The sequence below is a fragment of the Vibrio nigripulchritudo ATCC 27043 genome, from assembly GCF_000222685.1.
Classification (GTDB): Bacteria; Pseudomonadota; Gammaproteobacteria; order Enterobacterales; family Vibrionaceae; genus Vibrio; species Vibrio nigripulchritudo.
The window spans coordinates 1-20104 of sequence record NZ_AFWJ01000325.1; the positions used below are offsets into that span (position 1 = coordinate 1).

Consider the following 20104-nt stretch of genomic DNA (forward strand, 5'->3'; position numbering starts at 1 on the left):
AGCACCACCCATTCGAATTTGCGCTTCACCTGGGCGTAGTGCAGCCCAAGTACCGAATCGCGGCACGTAGCTGCTAGCATTGAAGTTTGGACGAGTATTGTTTCCTCTTCCGCGGTAGGAAACGTAACCCGATTTAGGCACATACCAGATAAGGTCGTCAGCGTGAGAGTCTTTATAAAGGTAGTACTTACTCTCGATTTCAGCTGAAACGCTTGCAGGGAAATGACGGTATGCGTTGTCATCGTTTGGATCCATTGGTGTAGCTGTAGCAACGCAACTTAACAAAGCCGACGCAATCGCGCTCAGCTTAAGAATATGAGTCCTTTTCATTTTTTCCTCGAATTGACAAATGTATTTATAATTCAACGCGTTGAATATAAATTATGCCTAGAGGTGTAATGACAGAAGAAGTATCTAGCACTCAATATGTAGATATGCTCTGAAATTCAATATGCAATAAGAATCATTATCAAGAGATTTATGTGAGTAATTGCATGTTTTGTAAGGTTATTTAACAAGTTGATTTATAGTTTAACTAGTTAATAAGTATAGGTTTTTATGAATTCTCTACTTATAAGTTTGACAGTTATTAAAATAAACAAACACTTAGTAACACGAAGAATATCCACTCTGAGCTTTGGGAAAATTCAACTAAATGAGAAGTACGTACACCAACTGAAAAAGTTAAAACATCACGAAGATCTATCTTTTAGTCGAGCCACGGATAATCGGCTCACAGCGTAGGGTGATGGATTGAGGAGCGAGATTTGAATCCGCGATATGTTCGAATAATGTATCTATCGTCGCGCTGATCATCTCTTCGTAAGGCTGGCGAATGGTTGAAAGATCATAGGCTCTGCTTTTTGCCAGCCGAATATCATCAACGCCGACAATGCCTATGTCTTCAGGCACTCTTAAGCCGAACTCGTAGCGAACAGCATCCATACCGCCACAGGCCATAATATCGTCTGCAAAAAACAGAGAGTCTGGCTTTTCAGTTGAGTTGAAAATGCGAAGAGTGGCGTCGTAACCGGCATCGTAACTGAACTCCCCACCTTCAACGATTTGCCATTTGTCACATCCGCGCTTTATCAGATTACTTAAAAAGCCGCGTTGACGTTCGACGGTGGCAGATGTGCCAACAGGACCAGTAACAAATGCGGGTCTTTCATAACCAGCATCCAGAATGATGTCTGCGGCTAATTCACCCGCTGCTAAGTTGTCACAACTGACAACAGTAACGCTGTTTTCATCGGAGTTTCGACCAAATATCACTACAGGTGTGTTCTGCGCTTTACAGGCGTCAGACAAGGCTTCAGGAAGAGATGCAGAGGTAATGATTAAGCCATCTACGTTGTATTCCATTACCAGTTCAACCGCTTCTTCAATGTCCAGTTCATCGGTGACTTTGATGAGTAAGCTATGGCAATTACGCTTTTGAATTTCTTCGGTAAATTTGGAAAGAACAGGAAGGTAGAAAGGGTTATCAAAATCGGTTACCAAGATACCGATAAGGCTTGAACGGGATTTAATACCACGAGCCAGACGGTTTGGTTTGTAATTCAGTTCGCTTGCAGCCGCTAAGACCTTGTCTCGTAGCTTGGAAGAGATACTAGCCTCTGGGTTAAAAGCACGCGACACAGCAGACAACGAAACCCCTGCCCGCTCTGCGACGTCAACAACGGTCACCTTGCGTGCTTTGAGCTCTGATTTCTTCGTATTGTCGTTTGTATCCATTCGCTTTCCCGTTATTTACATCTTTCGTCCCTGATAGCGCAGTCTAACTGAAAATGTTTTCAAAATCTTAATCACGCTATTTCTTTGCTGGTTTATTTAAAACGGCTCACAAAGCTGGTGTCATGGTGAATGTTGGTTGCTCCCTACCACAACCAACATTCGTTACGTCGTTCGCCCCTACCGGCTAACGCAACCTGTGAGCCTAAACTTAAGGCTTTGCCCGCTATAGGCATCGACTTTGATTAACGATATTCACCAGCCAGTTTTTCTACCAGTGCCAGGTTGTCCAGCGTGACAAAACCAGGACCAGAGTTAATGTGGTTTGATGGCATAACGCCGTAACGGTTGAATAGCGTCAACACCATAACTGGCAGGTAACCTTGCAGGTATGGCTGCTGGTCAATCGCCCACTTGATGTTGCCATCTTTAATACCCTGAGCGATTTCGTTACTTAGATCGAATGAACCGAAGTAGATTTTGCCTAGCTGACGGTTTTTCTCCAATGCACGAAGTGTTGGGTGTGCCGATGTTGGTCCCAGAGTAAGAATCGCTTCTGTGTTTGGATTTTTACGTAGGAAAGCCAGCACTTTTTTCTCGATGCCTGTTGGATCCTGCCCTGAATCAATCATCTGACCGCCCAGATCGACACCTAGCGCATCAGCGAAACCCTGACAACGCTCTACAGACGCTGGGTTCGTGATGTAGTGGTTCACACAAAGGAAGTTTTTGATGCCGTCTGCCTTAGCGCGTTTACCCGCCCCAAAACCAGCGTCGTATTCCGGTTGACCAACGTGCAGCAATGCCCCGACTTTTTCACTCTGCTCTTTGGTACCAGAGTTGATGGTGACAACAGGGATGCCTTTTTTCTTCGCTTTTTCAAGCGGACCTTTAAGCACATCATAATCGGCTAAGGTGGTAATGATGCCCTGCGGATTAGACGCAACAGCCTGCTCGATGATGCGAGCCATATCGGCTAAATCACCAGTAGGCGGGTTACGATATTCAACCGATACGTCCATGTTCTGACCCGCTTCTTTGATCGCGGTTTTGATTGTGTTCCACCACGAATCAGCATCAGGTGCGTGGCTCACCAGCACGAAACGTTCTTCCGCTGAAGCCGTTGAAGGCAAAAATGCAATTGCAGTACTGCAAAGTGCTAATGCCAATACAGATGCCTTTTTCGCGATATTGCTCAGTAGGTTGTTCATCCGGATATCTCCATGTGTTGTGAATGAGGTGAAAGTCATCCAATTCCTTCACCTCTGTTTTCGTTTGAATGACAGAGCTTTAATAGTTCGAGATTTGCTGATCTCGGTTATCAAGCCGATGCTGCGGCATCTGCTCTGGCAAACTCTGCCAGTTCTGCTTCAAGGGTTTCTAATTCCTCTCCACCTGACATCATTTCCAATATCTCCTCACGGGAGATGTCATCTTTTTTCCATGAGCCCAAGCTGCGCCCACGGTTCAATAAAGTAAATCGGTCTGCAACGGGGTAAGCGTGGTGGACGTTATGGGTAATCAAAATCACCGCCAGCCCTTTCCCTCTGGCTCTCGCAACCACTTTTAGAACATTGGCCGACTGTTTCACCCCGAGCGCCGCAGTGGGCTCATCCAGAATCAGCACTTTTGCGCCAAAGTGGATGGCTCTGGCTATTGCCAGACATTGTCTTTCACCCCCTGACATGGTGCCGATTGGGTGTTCCGGATCTCGCACGTCGATCCCCATATCAGCCAGTCCATCGCGAGCGATTTCATTCGCGCGTTTTGTGTCGAAGACTTCAAAAGGTCCTATTTTCTTGGTCAGCTCTCGTCCCATAAAGAAGTTGCGCGTTACGCTCATCAATGGAACTAAAGCTAGATCCTGATAAACCGTTGCAATCCCGGCATCCAGCGCATCTCTTGGTGATTCAAATTTCACCGGGCTGCCGTTCATTAAAAACTGACCTTCGGAAGGTTTATGCACGCCTGCCAGAGTTTTAATAAGCGTGGACTTACCTGCTCCGTTATCACCAAGCAGACAATGCACTTCACCCATTTTGACTTTCATATCAATGTCTTTTAACGCAATCACCGATCCGAAATAGCGGCTGACGTTTTTTAGTTCGAGAATGTACTTATCCATATTTCACTCCTTGAAACGTCTTAGCGTGCGTTGGTCACTTTCTTGCGAATGAAGTTATTGAACAGAACGGCAATAAGCAGCATCACCCCTAGGAATACCCGGAACCAGTCTGAATCCACTCCGGTAAAGAAAATGCCCATCTGCACCACACCAAATATCAGAGCACCGAAGAATGCGCCGATAACCGAACCGTATCCTCCGGTAAGCAGTGCTCCTCCGATAACGGCAGCAATGATGGCTTCAAACTCTTTCAACAGCCCTCGGTCTGCAGCAGCCGAACCAAATTCAAGCACCTGACACGCCGCAAATACCGTGGCGCAAAATGCGGTAAACATGAAAAGGGAAATTTTGACTTTCTCGGTAGGTACACCCACGTTTTTGGCTGCATTGGCATCGCCGCCTGCGGCAAAAATCCAGTTACCAAATCGGGTTCTCAAAAGGACGAATGAACAAACTGCAGTAATAAGGAACCACCAGACAACCACCATAGGAATGCCCGACACGATAGGAGAGCCATCGGAGTAAGTTTCAATCATCCCTATATTGGCGAGCCATTGGAAGAAACCCGTTCCTATCTGCCCGCCAAATGCCGCGGCCAGAATGTCTCCTTCCGCCACTTCAGACACACCAGAAAGAATGGTTTTATTGGTCAACATAATTGAAAGTGCAATGGTTAGACCGCGCAGAATGAACAAGAAAGCCAGTGACACAATAAAGGACGGCAACCCGGTTTTCACCACGATATACCCGTTAACAAAACCAATCGCCATTGCACCCACAAACGCAAAGATGATGGCTAGCCAGACTGGCCACCCCCAATACACGGAAGGGATCGCAATCATCATGCCCGCAAAACCAATCATGGAACCGATAGACAAATCGAACTCACCGGCGATCATCAACAGGCAGGCTCCGACAGCAATAATGCCGAGCTGCGCCGAAACCGTTGTCCAGTTCATTATGCCGTCGGCGTTGAACATGCCTGAATCCCAGGCGACGATTGCAAAAAATAGGAAGACCAATATCGTGCCTGATACTGCCCCCAGCTCAGGTCGTGACAGCAATCGGTTCAAGGTTGAAACCTTGCGAACCCTTTCATCACCTTTCGAAGTCATGGGTACTGCCTCCGCTTCTACTTTCCCTGTCATACAATTTCTCCAAATCTTAATTCGCGCTATCCTCGAACTGCTTTGTCATCGCAGCTCAGGCTAAGATGGTTTGTTCTATAAACGTTCGGCTTCTTTCCGCATCCGTTTTGGCGTCGCTCTTGGCTTTAGGGTCGGTGTCCTGCTCTACCGTCACCCACCCTTTGAAATCAATTTCAATCAATGTGTGTTTAACGGCGTCAAAATCGACACACCCTTCGCCAAGCGGACAGAATATGTTGTTACCAATGGCTGAATAAAAGTCGACACCATTTGCTACCGACTCTTTATGAACGGCGGCATTAATGTCTTTAAAGTGTAGATACTTCACGCGGTCTCGATAGGTGGAAAGTACCTCACAAGGGTCCATGCCAGCGTAGATGCAGTGACCGGTATCCACACACAGAGACATTAACTCTGGTGGCAAATCGTTCATGGCGCGATCAAGCTCATCGCGATACTCAATGTAAGTCCCGGCATGGGGATGAAGAGTTGGCGTAATGCCGTAGTCAGCACAAATACGTCCGACTTCTTTCAGCGTGTCCATCATGAAGGACCAGCTTTCAGGAGAGAGGCGCGTGGCTGTGTCTACCTGCCCTGCCTGATCGGTTCTGGGCGAAGATACATGATCTATAACCACCAGATATTTTGCGTTTTGCTGTTGCAGTATCTGGCAGACTTTTCGGGTTTGAGAGTAAATGGCTTCGCGATTGTCCTGACGATGCAGATGCACAAATAACGTACCAGCAATCAAGTCCAGCTCCCTTTGTGACAGCTCTTTCTCCAATATCTGTTGATCCTGAGGAAGGTATCCCAAAGGTCCCAATTCCGTCGCTTTGTAACCAGACAGGCTGATTTCATTCAGCACTCTCTCCCACGTTGGGTTGTCTGGGTTATCCGGAAATTCTATTCCCCAAGAGCATGGGGCATTTGCAAGCTTTAGTTCCACTGTCGTTTCTCCGTGTGAAAAAGCACAAACAAAATTCACATTTAATTAACAATAAACAAACAATAATGGAAATGTTTTCAATGTGTCAACTTAAAAAGTCCATTTATTAACCAATTTTGTGCTCATAGATCTCATATTGATATAAATAAAGCTCATTTTTTAATTAACAAGCAATAAACATATTGAAAACATTTTCAGAGTATGGCTATTATTTGATCAATACAAATCGTGAGTAGACAAGGAGCGTAAAGATGACAACGGTTAGGCTCACAACAGCACAAGCACTGGTAAAGTACTTAGCAGCGCAATACATAGAGATTGATGGAAAGGAAGAGTCTTTATTTGGCTGCGCCTTTGCCATTTTCGGGCACGGCAACGTAACCTGCCTTGGTCAGCAATTGCTAGAAAATCAGGATGTATTTCCAACCTGGCGCGGGCAGAACGAACAGTCGATGGCTATGGCTGCTATTGCATACGCCCGAGCGAATCAACGCAAACGCATAGGAATTGCGACCTCTTCTGTCGGTCCGGGGGCAACCAACATGGTGACTGCCGCGGGCGTCGCACATACCAACCGACTGCCTTTGCTTCTTCTTTCAGGAGACACTTTTAACTCTCGCCTTCCTGATCCGGTTTTACAGCAGACGGAACATTTCAGTAACCCGACGCTAACGGTAAACGATGCTTTCAAAACCGTAACGCGTTACTGGGATCGCATTACCAGCCCTGCGCAACTAGTGGCATCTTTGCCCCAAGCTCTCGCTACTTTGTTAGACCCTGGTGATTGTGGTCCTGTTTTTCTGGCGTTACCGCAAGATGTTCAGGGTGATGCCTGGGATTTCCCAGAAATCTTTTTCGAAAAGAAAGTCCATCGAATTCGAAGACCGCAGCCAGAATTTGAAGATCTAGAAGCCGCATCCAACCTGATCAAGCAAAGTAAGCAACCAGTGATCGTGGCAGGTGGTGGCGTGTTTTACAGCGGTGCTCAAGCTGAGTTGCAAAGCTTCGCTGAAAAATACGACATTCCGGTGCTAGAAACTATTGCGGGCAGAACTCTGTTACCTGCGAACCACCCGCTTAACTGTGGTCCCATCGGTGCTACAGGCTCAGACAGCGCCAACAATATCGCTGAGCGCGCCGATTTAGTGATTGCTATCGGTACACGACTACAGGATTTCACTACAGGTTCTTGGACGGTTTTCCGTCGTGAAGACATGAAACTCGTGAGCATTAATACATGTCGTTTTGATGCCATCAAGCATTGGTCGTGCCCGGTTCAGGCAGATGCCAAAGCAGCGATTGACCAGCTATATCCCATGTTGACCAATTGGAAGATCGACAAAACCTGGTCAATCTATACAAGACAGGAACGTCAGAAATGGCTGGATATTGTCGCAAGTCGCACCGAGCCAACTGACACTGCCGCGCCGTCTTACGCACAAGTCGTAGGTCAGGTAAACCAGCTCGCTTCCCCCGATGACAGAATCATTACTGCCGCGGGTGGGCTTCCAGCAGAGCTGAATATGAACTGGCTCGCCAGTAAGCCGGGGCAACTCGACATTGAATTTGGTTTCTCTTGTATGGGCTACGAAGTGGCTGCCGGCTGGGGAGCCAAAATGGCTCGCCCTGATCATGATGCCATTGTGCTGGTCGGTGACGGTTCTTACCTGATGCTTAACTCCGACATTTATAGCTCCGTGCTCACTGGTCACAAGATGATAGTGGTGGTTTGCGACAACGCTGGCTTTGCCGTTATCAACAAACTGCAAAACAACACAGGTAACGAGAGTTTCAATAACCTGCTTAAAGACTGCACCACGGTACGCGAAGACGCAGAGCTGCCAAGAGTGGACTTTGTGAAACACGCACAAGGGCTTGGTGCTTTGTCTGAAAAAGTCGGCTCCCTGTCGGAATTTGAAGACGCCTTTAACCGAGCAAAAGAAGCGGATCGTACCTATGTGTTGGTCGTTGATATTGACCCGACAGTCTGGTCATCGGTGGATGCGTGGTGGGAAGTTGGCTTACCAGAAGTAACCGACCGTCAGGAAGTAGTTAAAGCCAAAGCGACCTGGGATGAAGGTCGCCGTCATCAACGCCGTGGGGTATAGGAGCCAGTGAATGTTTAATGAAGAAACACGATTAACGTCCCCAATTCGCTGGGGACTGATAGGAGGTGGTCGTGGCAGCGAAATCGGCTATTCACACCGAGCTGCGGCTGCGCGTGACAGGCTATTTCATTTTGTTGCCGGTTCGTTGGACATCGACCACCAGCGTTGCATTGATTTCGGCACCAACCTTGGTCTGGAAGAGAGTCGCTGCTACGCGAATTACAAAGTGATGTTCGAGCAGGAAGCCAGACGTGAAGATGGTATTCAGGCGGTGTCGATTGCCACCCCAAATGCCACGCACTACGAAATTGCCAAAGCTGCGTTGGAAGCGGGTCTGCATGTAATTTGTGAAAAACCCGTAACTTTCCAGTCAAATGAGGCACTTGAACTCAAAAATATCGCCAGTGAAAACAATCTCATGCTTGCCGTGATGTACGGCTACACAGGGCATGTGATGGTGCAACAGGCACGTGAAATGGTTCAGCGCGGCGACATAGGCAGTGTGCGAGTCATCCAAATGCAGTTTGCTCACGGTTATCACAATGTTGAAGTAGAGAAGCATTCCCCCGGAGCAAAATGGCGCATGAACCCTGAAGTCTCTGGTCCCAGCTTTATCATTGGGGACTGCGGTACACACGCCTTTTACCTCGCAGAATTAATCACAGGGCTGGAAGTCACGTCTTTACTGTGCAGCAAACAGTCTTTTATTGAGTCTCGCGCGCCACTTGAAGACAACGCACACGTGATCATGAACTTCAATAACGGCGCAGTGGGCACCATGTGGGCGAGCGCCATCAACTCCGGCTCCATGCACCAGCAAAAAATTCGGGTAGTTGGAGAAAAGGCCAGCATTGAGTGGTGGGATGAATACCCTAACCAGCTACGTTATGAGGTTCAGGGCGAACCAGCTCAGGTGCTGGAACGCGGTATGCCTTACCTCTACAACGATGTGGCAGGCGTCAACAGTTCCCGAATCGGTGGCGGTCATGGTGAAGGGTTCTTTGAATCCTGGGCAAACCTGTATCACAGATTTGCATTAGCCATCGATGCGTTTGAACGTAACGATAAGGCGTTTCTTGATAACCACTGGTATCCAGACATAAACGCCGGGATCAGCGGCGTTAAGTTTGTCGAGTCGTGCGTTAAATCCGCCGATAACGGTGCAATGTGGGTGAACTGCAATGAGTAGCGAACTGGTATTGCATGACTGGTCTGCCAGCCACAACCGTCCTATCGAGGCAATATGCCTGGGGCGGGCGGGCATGGATCTGTACGCCAGTGATTTTGGTGCAACGCTGGCGACCACTTCCACTTATCACAAGGCTGTTGGTGGCTCGCCCGCCAATATCGCATTTGCCGTTTCGAAGCTGGGTGCCAACGCTGCAATTTTAAGTTGCGTCTCGAAAGATGGCGTCGGTGAATTTGTTCGTAAGGCAATGGAGAAGCAAGGAATCAACACCGATTTCCTGTTCACTGTAGGTGGCGAACATCGAACCAGTCTTGCATTGGCAGAATACGATCCTAAGCCTGAAGTTGTGATCTATCGGAACCTTGCCGCCGATCTGGCACTGAATGAATCACACATCTCTGCGATTGATTTTAGTCAGATTCGTGCACTTGTGGTGTCTGGTACAGCATTGTCTCAGTCGCCATCAAGAGAATCCTCTTATCTGGCAATGAAAAAAGCCGCGGCTGAACACTGCAAAGTGGTACTGGATCTGGATTATCGAGCGTATAGCTGGCAAAGCGCGGAAGAAGCAGCGAGTTGCTATCAGAAAGCCGCGGATCTGAGCGATGTCATCATCGGGAATGAAGAAGAATTTCAGGTGATGATGGCATCCGATCTTCATTCAAAAGACAGCGACGCTATGGCAGGCATCGCAAACCAGTTACTTGCAAAAAAGCCAGAGATGATTGTGGCTAAAGCAGGCGAACATGGCTGCAAAGTATTTGGGCTGGACGCGAATCAGTCACTCACTTCGTTCTCTCAGGGCATTTTTCAGGTAGAAGCCAAAAAACCTTATGGAGCCGGAGACGCGTTTGCCGGAGCACTGCTATTTGGTTTGCTACGTGGGCAGCCACTTGAAGACAGCATAGCGTTAGGTGCCGCGAACGCCGCCATAAACGTGATGGGCAACACCTGCTCCGAAGCGATGGCAGAACTGCCTGAACTGCTGGCATTTATGAAAGCGCATCGTTATGACTTTTCACCTCAGTTTTCCCTCTTATCTCACAAGGAGTCGTGTCATGGGTAAGCATATTCCACCATTCGATAATCAGAATCAGCCAGTCATCGACGTCAACGACGACACTACTCCACTGTGTTATTTCAATCCCGTTTCTCTTAAACAGGGAGAGAGCCACACTTATCGTTTAGAAAACTACGAGAGTGTTGTGGTTCTGGCTGGCGGAACCTGTGATATCACAGTAAATGGAGAGAGCTTCCCTGCGATTGGGCAGCGCGAATCGGTCTGGGATGGCGATCCTTCTGGCGTCTATGTGCCTGTTGGATTCGAAGCCGTCATCACCTGTATTTCTAATACCGCCGATGTGCTTATCGCTGGTGGCCGATACGATGATAAAGACAGACCCAAACTTCAGCCTTTTGCCGTCACCCCAAATGAGGTCGACAAAGTACAGTACGGCAGCGATGACACCAAAACTCACCGCAAGATCAAACACATTCTGGGGCAGAAAAACGCGGATCAACGCGGTCGCTTGCTGGTTAGCGAGCTGTTCACCGTCGGTGCAGGTGGCTGGTCTGGGTTCCCGTCTCACAAACACGATGAAGAACGACCGCCAACAGAAACGCGTTATGAAGAAGTCTATCAGTTCCGCTTTAATCCCGGACAGGGGTTTGGTGCCCAGTTTCTGTATGAGCACGAAGACGATCAGGGTCCGGTCTATCACGTGAAAACAGGCAGCGTGATCGCTATCGACAAAGGCTACCACCCCAGCGTTGCTGCTCCGGGATACGAAATGTATTACTTCACCATCATTGTGGGTGAAAGCAGCAAGTCCCTGATCCAGTACTTCGACCCTCACCACGAATATCAGGTGCACACCATTCCCGGCATCAAAGATATGGTCGCGAAATTCAAATAAGGTAGAAAACACATGCTTGTATCACTCAACGAGATACTGCCACAAGCCTCAGCAAGTTCTGGCGCGGTTGCCTGTTGCAATGTGTTCGGTATCGAAGAAGCCATCGCCATTGTAAAAGGTGCGGAAGCCGTGGAACGCCCTGTGATTCTCGCCGTTAATAAAGACATGGTCGACCTTGCAGGCGTGGACGTTATGGCAGGGATTCTTGTCCCTTTAGCTGAGCAGAGCTCGGTGCCAGTGGTGGTTCACTTGGACCATTGCTACGAGGAGGCAGTGGTCTTTAAAGCGATGAAAGCGGGATTTACATCGGTCATGTTTGACGGTTCTCAGCTTCCTTTCGAAGAAAATCTGTCGCGAACGTATCAGGTGAGTCGGGTTGCCCGCTCTATGGGCGTATCGTTAGAAGGCGAACTTGGATCGGTTCCTTATGAGGAAGGACGAGATCATATTCGTTCAGAACTCACATCACCGCAAGAAGCCTGGCGCTATGCTAAAGAGAGCGGTGCAGACGTGCTCGCAGTTTCGGTCGGCAATGTTCACAGGAAAACCGAAGCCGATTGCCCCATTCACTTTGAATTGTTACAGGAAATTGAGCAAGACATGCCGATTCCCTTGGTGATTCACGGTACAACTGGTATTCACCCTGACGACTTAATGAAGCTGAAACGTACCAGTGTTGCTAAGTTCAATGTCGGCACCACGCTACGCATGGCTATGGGTAAACGCATTCGTGATTTGATGGAACAGGATAAGCACTTTGACCGCAATCGATTTGCTCTGTCCGCTATGCCCGCTTTGCAACAGGAAGTGGAACGCGTATTAACCCTTCTCGCCCCGGATTAAGGAAAACCTGATGAGCGTATCTATTCAAAAATTAGGACGAAGACTAAGGCTGGCAGTGATCGGAGGCGGCCCCGATTCTTTTATCGGTTCGATTCACCGAAGTGCCGCCACCATGCATGAAGAGTTTGAAGTGGTCGCGGGAGTAGTATCCTCCAATCCGGAACGCTCTATACAGGCGGCGGAGTCTATGGGGCTAAGAGGTTATGGTTCGCCCGAAGCGCTCTTTTCTTCTGAAAACAAGCGCGAAGACGGTGCCGATGTGATTGCCATTATGACGCCAAACAATTCGCACTATGACTTATCCGTTCAGGCTCTGGAGCATGGCTTTCACGTGATGTGCGAAAAGCCATTAACCATGAACGCGGAGGAAGCCGATGCGTTGGTGAGCAAAGCCAAAGAAGCCGGAAAATGTTATTGCGTGGCATACGGATACACTGGATACCCTATGGTTCGGCAAGCCAGAGCAATGATAGAACACGGCATACTTGGCGAAATTAAAATGCTTCAGAGCCAATACATTCAGGGACATTTGGCGGAACTGACACCCAGCGAAAAAGACGGCACAAACTGGCACATGAAGCCTGAACTTGCTGGTCCGTCACTGATTCTGGGGGATATTGCCACTCATAGTTATCACCTCTTGAGTTACGTATCCGGCATGGTGCCACAAGCTTTAAGTGCGGATGTGACGGCTTTGGTCGATGGTCGGGAAGCCCATGATTACTGTGGCATTCAGCTTCGCTACGCTAATCAGGCTCGCGGGCAACTGTTTGTCACTCAGGCAGCCGCTGGTGGCGTGCACGGGTTAAGCTTTACCATTTATGGTACCAAAGGAGGGCTGGAGTGGAATCAAGAGCAACCCAACGAGCTACTGGTTCGCCCCATTGATGCCCCTGCCTACGTCTTAACAAAAGGCGGTAAAGGGTTACTTCCTGAAGCGGAGCGAGTTTCTCACGTCGCCATTGGTCACCCCGAAGGGTATCGCGAAGCGTTCGCCAACCTCTATTTCGATTTGGCACATCATATCGTGGCTCTAGAGCAAGGCGAATCACCCGACCCTCTTTGTCTTTCCTACCCTAGTGTTGAAGAAGGTGCAGAAGGCATGGCATTTGTCTATTCTTCTCTGGAGTCACGGGACTCTGACAGCCAGTGGACTTCTGTTAGAGATCACCTTCAACACTAAAAATAGTCCTACGTCTAAGGCTTATACCCAAGTGATCTCAAGATACAGGATTCAGAGCCTCATATTCTGTTTCAGTTCAAGGAAAAAAACGCAGCGGAATGACTGGTCCTTTCCAAGTTCTTTGACGATGAAATGGGACAGAATATGGGCTCCCAAGGGCGAGTTTAGCTGGCTTTCATACTGCGTTACCGATTCTTGATTTAGAGCCACTAGATCTTCAAATCGGTTTCTTGTCTGAAAGCCAGTTAATTCTCGCTGAACCGAGTATCTTGAGTATATTGCAAATTTCTAATCACTACATTAATTAATATTTACAATTTATAAAATTTATCATCCTTTAAGTTATCTATATAAGCATCATTTATCTACCCTTATTTTACCATTCAATACCCTATAAAATCGTCATTTTATCAATTTACAAATCATTGACTTAAAACGTCGTTTTATTTATTATGCAACTCAGTTTTATTAAACTGGTTGAGAAATGAAAATATCTTGTAATTTTGGATTATTTGCAACAAAAAAATTTTTTAGTCGACTGATATCGTTAGCCATACCTATATCTCTATATTCAATGCTTCTTTCTTCTAGAAACATTATTGATGTTGTTATGCTTAGCCAAATCGGCTCTACAGAAGTTGCCTCTATGGGGGTTGCATTACGTGGAATAATGATAGGTAATCTCTTTCTATTCAGTATATGTAGTTGTGGCGCCATTTTTACCGCACAGTACAGCGGAGCAAGCAATAAATCAGGAGTTCGCCAAGCAACAGCACTGACAGCAATATTTTGTCTACCTCTTTCTTTTATTGTCGCGTTAAATTACTACTTTTTTTCAAAAGAAATAATGGGGTTTGCATCGAGTAACCATGAGGTTATAAAAATAGGAAGCGATTATCTAAAAATAATATGTACTAGTATGTTAGCAATTTCTATTAGTGGAATTTTTTCTGCAGGACTACGTTCAATTGGACAAGCTAGTATTGCAACGGGATTCAATGCACTAGGTATTATTCTTAATATTATACTAAACTACATACTTATATTTGGTAATCTCGGTTTTCCTGCACTGGGAGTGGAAGGTGCTGCATGGGGCACAGTGCTAAGCGCCATAATTGAGTGCATTGCTGCAATAATCTTTATCTATGGAAGAGGACATATATTGTCATTTAATATTAGAGATATATTAGAAGCAAAAAAAGAAAAAATAAAAACTTTTTATAAAATTTGCATCCCTCTTAGCATTAATTCTCTCATGTGGCCATCTTCATTATTTATCTATCATTCAATTATTGGAAATATAAGCACTGATGCACTAGCCGCAATGGCTATGATTACGCCTGTAGAGACGTATAGTATGGCGATAATGATGGGTGTTGCCACCGCCGCATCCATCATGCAGGGAAATATACTTGGTAAGAAGAAATTTCAACAAGCCTATTATCAAGCATGGATCTTCGTAATAATTAATATATTATTAGCGATAGTTGTTTCTCTAATATTATTTTTTATAAAACCTTTGGATATTGAGTATTTCACCCAATTTGAATGAAGAAATGTTATCTTATCTTGATGATTTTTATAATATATTACTCATTGGAATACTCATAAAATCAGCTGGTATTGCTATGGTAATAGGAGTATTACGAGCATCCGGAGATACTAAATTCTGTATGAACCAAGACATTATTTGTCAGTGGGTCTTCGGCATACCTCTTACAATAATTGCTGCATACTGGTTAGAGTGGTCTGCTGTATATATATATGCATGTATGTTATTAGAAGAAGTAGCGAAGCTACTGTTTTCGATAAAACGACTAAGATCTAAGTCTTGGTTAAAATCAATTATAAATTAAAATTACAAGCCGTTAATACTTAATGATCTATATAATTTCTTTATAAATAGTTAATTGAGAGCTAGGAAAATGAAAGGTGCTTTTTTTACTAATGATACTAACAATATAAGTTATATTTATTCCCTAGGGAGAATGGAAAATCTCAGTAGTGAATGTAACTTAATTAAACAGGTTATCAATTCGGATAATTTTGATGAACATTTAAATGAACTCAATGAGGTTGAAGTAGGTTTTGGGACTTGGGGTTTAACAACTGAACTAGCAAAGAAAGTCGCCAAGCTGCCTAACCTGAAAGTTCTTTTTTATGCGGCAGGAAGTGTTAATGACTTTGCACCATACTTTATAGAAAATGGCAAAAAGGTAGTAAGTGCCGCATCAGCGAATGCCATTCCAGTTGCACAATTTACTTTTGCACAAATATTGCTTTCTTTTAAAGGATATTATCAAAACCTTATAGAATATAAAGATAAAGAAAACTTTGGCAAGAATTTCATACCTACTGGACCTGGAGTCTTTAAAGAATCAGTATCATTGCTAGGATTTGGCAATATCGCCAAGGAATTAACTAAGTTACTAAAAATTTGCAACATTCCCATTCATGTATATGACCCTTACCTAAGTCATGAGAGCGCAGATGCTTTCGGAGTCCGAAAAGTTAGCTTACCTGAAGCATTTTCACTTTCTCATGTGGTAAGTAATCATATGCCAAATAAACCCGAAACAGTTGAAATTATCAATTATGACTTATTAAAGATGATGAGAAATCGCTCCACATTCATTAATACTGGTAGAGGGGAGCAAGTTAATCAATTCGACTTGGAGACTTTCTTATTGAAACGCAAAGATGTTTGTGCACTGTTGGATGTTACTGTCCCTTTTGTTCCTCCTGCTAATTCTTTCTTTTACTCAACAAATAATATTTTTTTAACTAGTCATATTGCGGGCTCGATGGGAGATGAAGTAGTAAGGATGGCTGACTATATTATAGATGAGTATCTTTTATGGAAATATACAGGAAAGCTCGACAATGAAATAAAGTTAGAACAATTAAAACTCATTGCTTAGAAACAATAAAAAAATCAGGCGAGCTTAGGCTCGCCTGATTTTATTACACCTTATAAATATCAATAAGACGTTATTTCACTATGGCTGGCATGGGTCAATCAGTTTCCAGTCGCCATCTACTTTTGATGCGTCAGGCTGTTGCCCTTTTGTCCACCATCTCGCTTCAAAGGTCTTGTTTCCATAGGAAACTTGATCACCTGTCACATATACCTGACTGGCGCTCCAAGGTTCAACGGTGCCACAAGTCTGTGTTGCGCTACCTGTAACCGTAATCTGGAAGGTCTGGCTGGTAACAATCTGGCTGTCTGATACTTGCAGTACCACCTGATGGCTACCAATATCTGCATCTGTTGGTGTACCACTGAGGACCAATGTGCTCGCATCAAAAGATAGCCATGCAGGTTTGGTTTTGGCTCTGAATCGTATTTCAGGGCTGTCCACATCCTTAGCGCTAACTTGATAGTGATATGCCGTACCACTGGTCGCATTCACCGGAGCGACTGAGGTGAACTCCGGAGCCTGATTCAAACCTATCCCTTCGGAGATTGAGAAATCTACGTTTGAAATATCAAAGAAGATGTTATCAACCGCTTCAACTTTGATTCGGGCAGTGTTACTTATCGAATTCGGTAGAACAACCTCCGCTTTACCTGTGTTAGGGGAGTTTTTGGCTAGGGTGTGTGGGTAAGTTTTGCCGCCATCCAGAGAAAGCAGGATGTTTACCAAACTTACACTCACTGGTGGTAAATGGGTTCCTGCAACTTGCCAACGCACCGTCTGCGTTGAACCGGGAAGCCAGTTTATTTTTGTATTCGGTTCGCTGACCAAAAATGGACCCGCAGTTCCATCGACTGTAATCACACGCTCATCCCATGAAACTTGAGGTGATTCTGTATTGTTATCCCGAGCTACTAACCGAAATTTGTAGCTGCGTGCCACGGAAGAAAGTACCTCCCAGGTTGGCGTCTGGTTGTTGATAATCGCGTCTAGGTTCGGCAGGTAACGAGTTGGAGATACGGTTGGCAGTTTTGCTCTGAATGTGGGACCTGTCACTTGATTCGCGGTTGGACGTGCGACTAAATCACCCCGGTCAATTTGTTCCCAACTGTAGGTTAAGCTTGCTTGGTCTTCTGTATCTGCTGCCGACCCTGTCAAAACAAATGGCGTTTCTTTTGGAATAGTTACGTCTGGTCCTGCACGGACGACTGGAGGTGTGTTTAATGACATCTCAGACGTTCCGCATCCACTGCCATACCCGCGATCCATAAAATGACGAACATTCCCGATGCTGTAGCTATGGAACATGGCATCGGAGTTCACTTGAACATTTGGTCCGCAAACGCCAGCATAACCCATGATTGTTGACCCGCTTCCCGGCTCCACCGCATTGTAAGAGACGCGATTACACCCTGTGTTGTGGGTATGTTCGGCACCAAATTGGTGACCAATCTCATGCGCGACAATGTCGATATCAAAGGCATCGCCCATTGGCATACCTAGCCCTGAAACACCGCTTCCCTTGCCTCGGGTACAGACAGAACCGATAAGCGCGCTTCCACCGCCCGTTGCACTGAACAGATGACCAACATCGTAACCTTGCTGACCAATCACGTTATCAATGACGATCTGACTTTCTCCTTGCATTAAATCTGAGCGATTATTTGTGTAGTAATCGTTTACATCGAGGGAAAATAGCTGATCAGTGGTAGGGATCAATTGCAAGCGTATGGCCAAATCACGCTCATAGATCTCATTCACTCGGTTGATTGTGGTTGCAACGGCTGACATCACGCTCTGTTTTGTCCCACCATGAAAGCGAGAGTATTCATAAGTCGTTGCTATTGCTAAACGATATGTTCTTAACGGATACATATCTGAAGTTCCAAAACCTGAGCGCCCAGATCGGAATGAAGGAGCATTGTTAAGCTGAGAATCACTGTGAGTCAGTGTTTCTTCGATAAGGCGCAAGTCCTTGGTTTTGTGATAATCCTTTTTGAAATAGCTGATGTATGTTCTGGTATTTCCTGATTCATAAGGGTCGATATAGAACGTACCGTATTTCTCTGATGTCACCATCGCATGAAACCCTTGCAACGTGTAGTCCAGTACGATTCGAGTATTATTAGTCTCCGCGCTTGTTCCGCTAAACGTTTTAATCCCGGGGTAGCGCGCAGCCAGTTCAGCCGGCAGCACTTGGTTTGGTGCAACAACAAAGGTTTCGTAACCCCCATTCGGCAACGGGATAGAAAGATCGACGCTTGCTGCCCTTTCATTTACCAAATCTGTAGAAGCAGTTACGGTCTGATTTAGGTGATATTTAAGTTGGTCAAGTTCTAACTGAATTAAGCGGAATTTAGCTGGCTTGATATAACGTTGGCGGTCAGCTTCGGAAGCCGAAGAGTGTTCCACCGTTTCTAGCCAGAACTGGGCACTTGATGGCTGATTTATGTATTCTTTTTCTAACACTACTGAGTGGACGTCATTAGCAGCAATCGCCTGACTCACACCGAGGGCTGTAGCAGATAAAGCAAAACAGACATTAATCCATCGATTCATATTTTTTTTCATGTAGGGCTCCAAGAGTAATATGCTATTTCAAGCATATATAAACACAGTGTTATTTGGATAAATGCAGCTCGCTGAATTTCACAATAGAAAGTTTGCGTACAGTAAAAAGCAGCATGTCTGTTACTCCCAAGACATGAAGAATCACTCTATTGAGAAAACCATAAGTTGCCTATTATCAATGACATACAAGATTAACAACACCAACCGCATGGATTCTCTTTTTCGTGTCATTTCAATGAATTGAAATGACGTTGAGCTCAAAATGAGAGATTATTCATATGATTAATAATTTCCGCTTTATTTTATAAATATAAAGTGAAATTATACGCATATGTAAATTCTTTCACCTCGATTTAAGGGGATATTTTTGTTTTTCTGGCGAACCCCCTAGTCGTTTTATTACTTTCCAGCCAAGTCCCTACACAAATACAAAACATTCCAATACCACAGCTTTTTGGTGGTTTACCCTACTAAACCAACTTGTTAGTATTCGCTCGCGGTGAAGATGTTCTTTTGCCAAGGGCTTCATATGAATCCCACCGCTTTCTGGTTACCGTCACCATCTTTAATTTGACTGTTTTTACAACTGTATTTGGAACTACATGAGCACGCTGCACACACCTGAACAAGAGAAACTGCCTAAAATCAGTGAGATAAGGCTGGAAAACGTGAGCTTACAAATACAGGGAAAAACGGTGTTGGATAACCTGTCGTTTGACGTTCGGGTTAGGCGTCTCGGGGTAATTGGACGCAACGGTTCAGGCAAGTCTACTTTGTCCCGAGTTTTATCTGGATTGATTGAAGCGAATTCCGGCGAGGTAAGGGTCGCTCAAATCGATCCTTTTAAAGATCGCGAGGGAGCACTGACTGAAATCGGCATATTGTTCCAGAACCCAGATCACCAGATCATTTTCCCGACAGTCATTGAAGAGATTTCTTTTGGTCTCCGCCAGTTAGGTCAGTCCAAAAATGAAGCGGATGACAATGCACGCTCTGTGCTGGCTGAATTTGGTAAAACTCATTGGGCGGATGTTCACACCTCTGCCCTTTCTCAGGGTCAGAAACACCTGGTATGCCTTATGGCTGTGGTCGCGATGCAGCCAAACCTAATTATCCTGGATGAGCCTTTTGCCGGTTTAGATATTCCGACCAAAAAACAGCTACAAAGATACTTAGATTCGTTTTCCGGTAGTTTGATACATATTAGCCACGACCCGGCAGATATTGAGCACTACGACCAGGTCCTCTGGATAGAGTCAGGTAAGCTATCGGAACTGGATACACCGGAAATTGTATTGCCAAAATACCTGGCTGAGATGGAAAGATTGGGGGAAAGTGATGATATCTCTAACCTCTCCCATTGAGACCAGAGCGCATAGCTGGTCGGCAGGATACAAACTCTCAGCTCTGGCTGTAACGACTA

16 protein-coding genes are annotated in these 20104 nt (G+C 45.7%); 9 read left to right on the forward strand and 7 right to left on the reverse strand.

Annotation, left to right across the window (positions count from 1 at the left end; all coding sequences use genetic code 11):
* The 6 genes from RH89_RS27810 to RH89_RS27835 form a co-directional block, all read right to left on the reverse strand.
* On the reverse strand, window positions 1-330 hold a 330-nt coding region (locus tag RH89_RS27810), incomplete at its 3' end, for a hypothetical protein (RefSeq protein WP_004409184.1).
* Between the two features lie 372 nt (window positions 331-702).
* Entirely contained in the window at window positions 703-1737 is a 1035-nt protein-coding gene (locus RH89_RS27815) for a LacI family DNA-binding transcriptional regulator (protein ID WP_004409185.1), read from the reverse strand.
* 242 nt (window positions 1738-1979) lie between these two features.
* Entirely contained in the window at window positions 1980-2945 is a 966-nt protein-coding gene (locus tag RH89_RS27820) for a sugar ABC transporter substrate-binding protein (RefSeq protein ID WP_004409187.1), read from the reverse strand.
* Window positions 2946-3055: 110 nt separating this feature from the next.
* On the reverse strand, window positions 3056-3859 hold the full coding sequence (locus RH89_RS27825) for an ATP-binding cassette domain-containing protein (RefSeq protein WP_004409189.1): 804 nt from the start codon (window positions 3857-3859) through the stop codon (window positions 3056-3058).
* Between the two features lie 20 nt (window positions 3860-3879).
* The gene (locus tag RH89_RS27830) at window positions 3880-5007 is read right to left on the reverse strand and encodes an ABC transporter permease (RefSeq protein ID WP_004409190.1); all 1128 of its coding nucleotides are present in this window, start codon (window positions 5005-5007) and stop codon (window positions 3880-3882) included.
* A 55-nt stretch (window positions 5008-5062) separates the two neighbouring features.
* A complete protein-coding gene (locus tag RH89_RS27835) occupies window positions 5063-5953 on the reverse strand; it encodes a TIM barrel protein (RefSeq protein WP_004409192.1) in 891 nt (296 codons plus the stop codon).
* A 251-nt stretch (window positions 5954-6204) separates the two neighbouring features.
* On the opposite strand from RH89_RS27835, the gene iolD reads away from it, so the two are divergent.
* The 8 genes from iolD to RH89_RS27875 all read left to right on the forward strand — a co-directional run bounded on the left by iolD (window position 6205) and on the right by RH89_RS27875 (window position 16113).
* Window positions 6205-8061, forward strand: a complete 1857-nt coding sequence (gene iolD, locus RH89_RS27840) for a 3D-(3,5/4)-trihydroxycyclohexane-1,2-dione acylhydrolase (decyclizing) (protein WP_004409194.1) — start codon at window positions 6205-6207, stop codon at window positions 8059-8061.
* 10 nt (window positions 8062-8071) lie between these two features.
* On the forward strand, window positions 8072-9250 hold the full coding sequence (locus RH89_RS27845) for a Gfo/Idh/MocA family protein (protein ID WP_004409196.1): 1179 nt from the start codon (window positions 8072-8074) through the stop codon (window positions 9248-9250).
* Entirely contained in the window at window positions 9243-10316 is a 1074-nt protein-coding gene (gene iolC, locus RH89_RS27850) for a 5-dehydro-2-deoxygluconokinase (protein WP_004409198.1), read from the forward strand. The genes RH89_RS27845 and iolC overlap by 8 nt, the downstream gene beginning before the upstream one ends.
* The gene (locus RH89_RS27855; RefSeq protein ID WP_004409201.1) at window positions 10309-11166 is read left to right on the forward strand and encodes a 5-deoxy-glucuronate isomerase; all 858 of its coding nucleotides are present in this window, start codon (window positions 10309-10311) and stop codon (window positions 11164-11166) included. Before iolC ends, RH89_RS27855 begins: the two co-directional genes overlap by 8 nt.
* A 12-nt stretch (window positions 11167-11178) precedes the next feature.
* Window positions 11179-12009, forward strand: coding sequence for a class II fructose-bisphosphate aldolase (locus RH89_RS27860; protein WP_004409205.1), 831 nt, complete (start codon window positions 11179-11181; stop codon window positions 12007-12009).
* Between the two features lie 10 nt (window positions 12010-12019).
* Window positions 12020-13192 (forward strand): Gfo/Idh/MocA family protein, encoded by a 1173-nt coding sequence (locus tag RH89_RS27865; RefSeq protein ID WP_004409206.1) that lies wholly within the window; start codon window positions 12020-12022, stop codon window positions 13190-13192.
* Window positions 13193-13676: 484 nt separating this feature from the next.
* The gene (locus RH89_RS27870; RefSeq protein WP_080564091.1) at window positions 13677-14744 is read left to right on the forward strand and encodes an MATE family efflux transporter; all 1068 of its coding nucleotides are present in this window, start codon (window positions 13677-13679) and stop codon (window positions 14742-14744) included.
* Between the two features lie 373 nt (window positions 14745-15117).
* A complete protein-coding gene (locus RH89_RS27875; protein WP_004409208.1) occupies window positions 15118-16113 on the forward strand; it encodes an NAD(P)-dependent oxidoreductase in 996 nt (331 codons plus the stop codon).
* A 78-nt stretch (window positions 16114-16191) separates the two neighbouring features.
* Here RH89_RS27875 and RH89_RS27880 read toward each other — a convergent pair whose 3' ends face one another.
* Window positions 16192-18681 carry a reprolysin-like metallopeptidase gene (locus RH89_RS27880; protein WP_004409209.1) on the reverse strand — a complete coding sequence of 830 codons (2490 nt, stop codon included), beginning with the start codon at window positions 18679-18681 and terminating at the stop codon, window positions 16192-16194.
* 602 nt (window positions 18682-19283) lie between these two features.
* On the opposite strand from RH89_RS27880, the gene RH89_RS27885 reads away from it, so the two are divergent.
* Entirely contained in the window at window positions 19284-20045 is a 762-nt protein-coding gene (locus tag RH89_RS27885; RefSeq protein WP_004409210.1) for an energy-coupling factor ABC transporter ATP-binding protein, read from the forward strand.
* Window positions 20046-20104 lie beyond the last annotated feature (59 nt).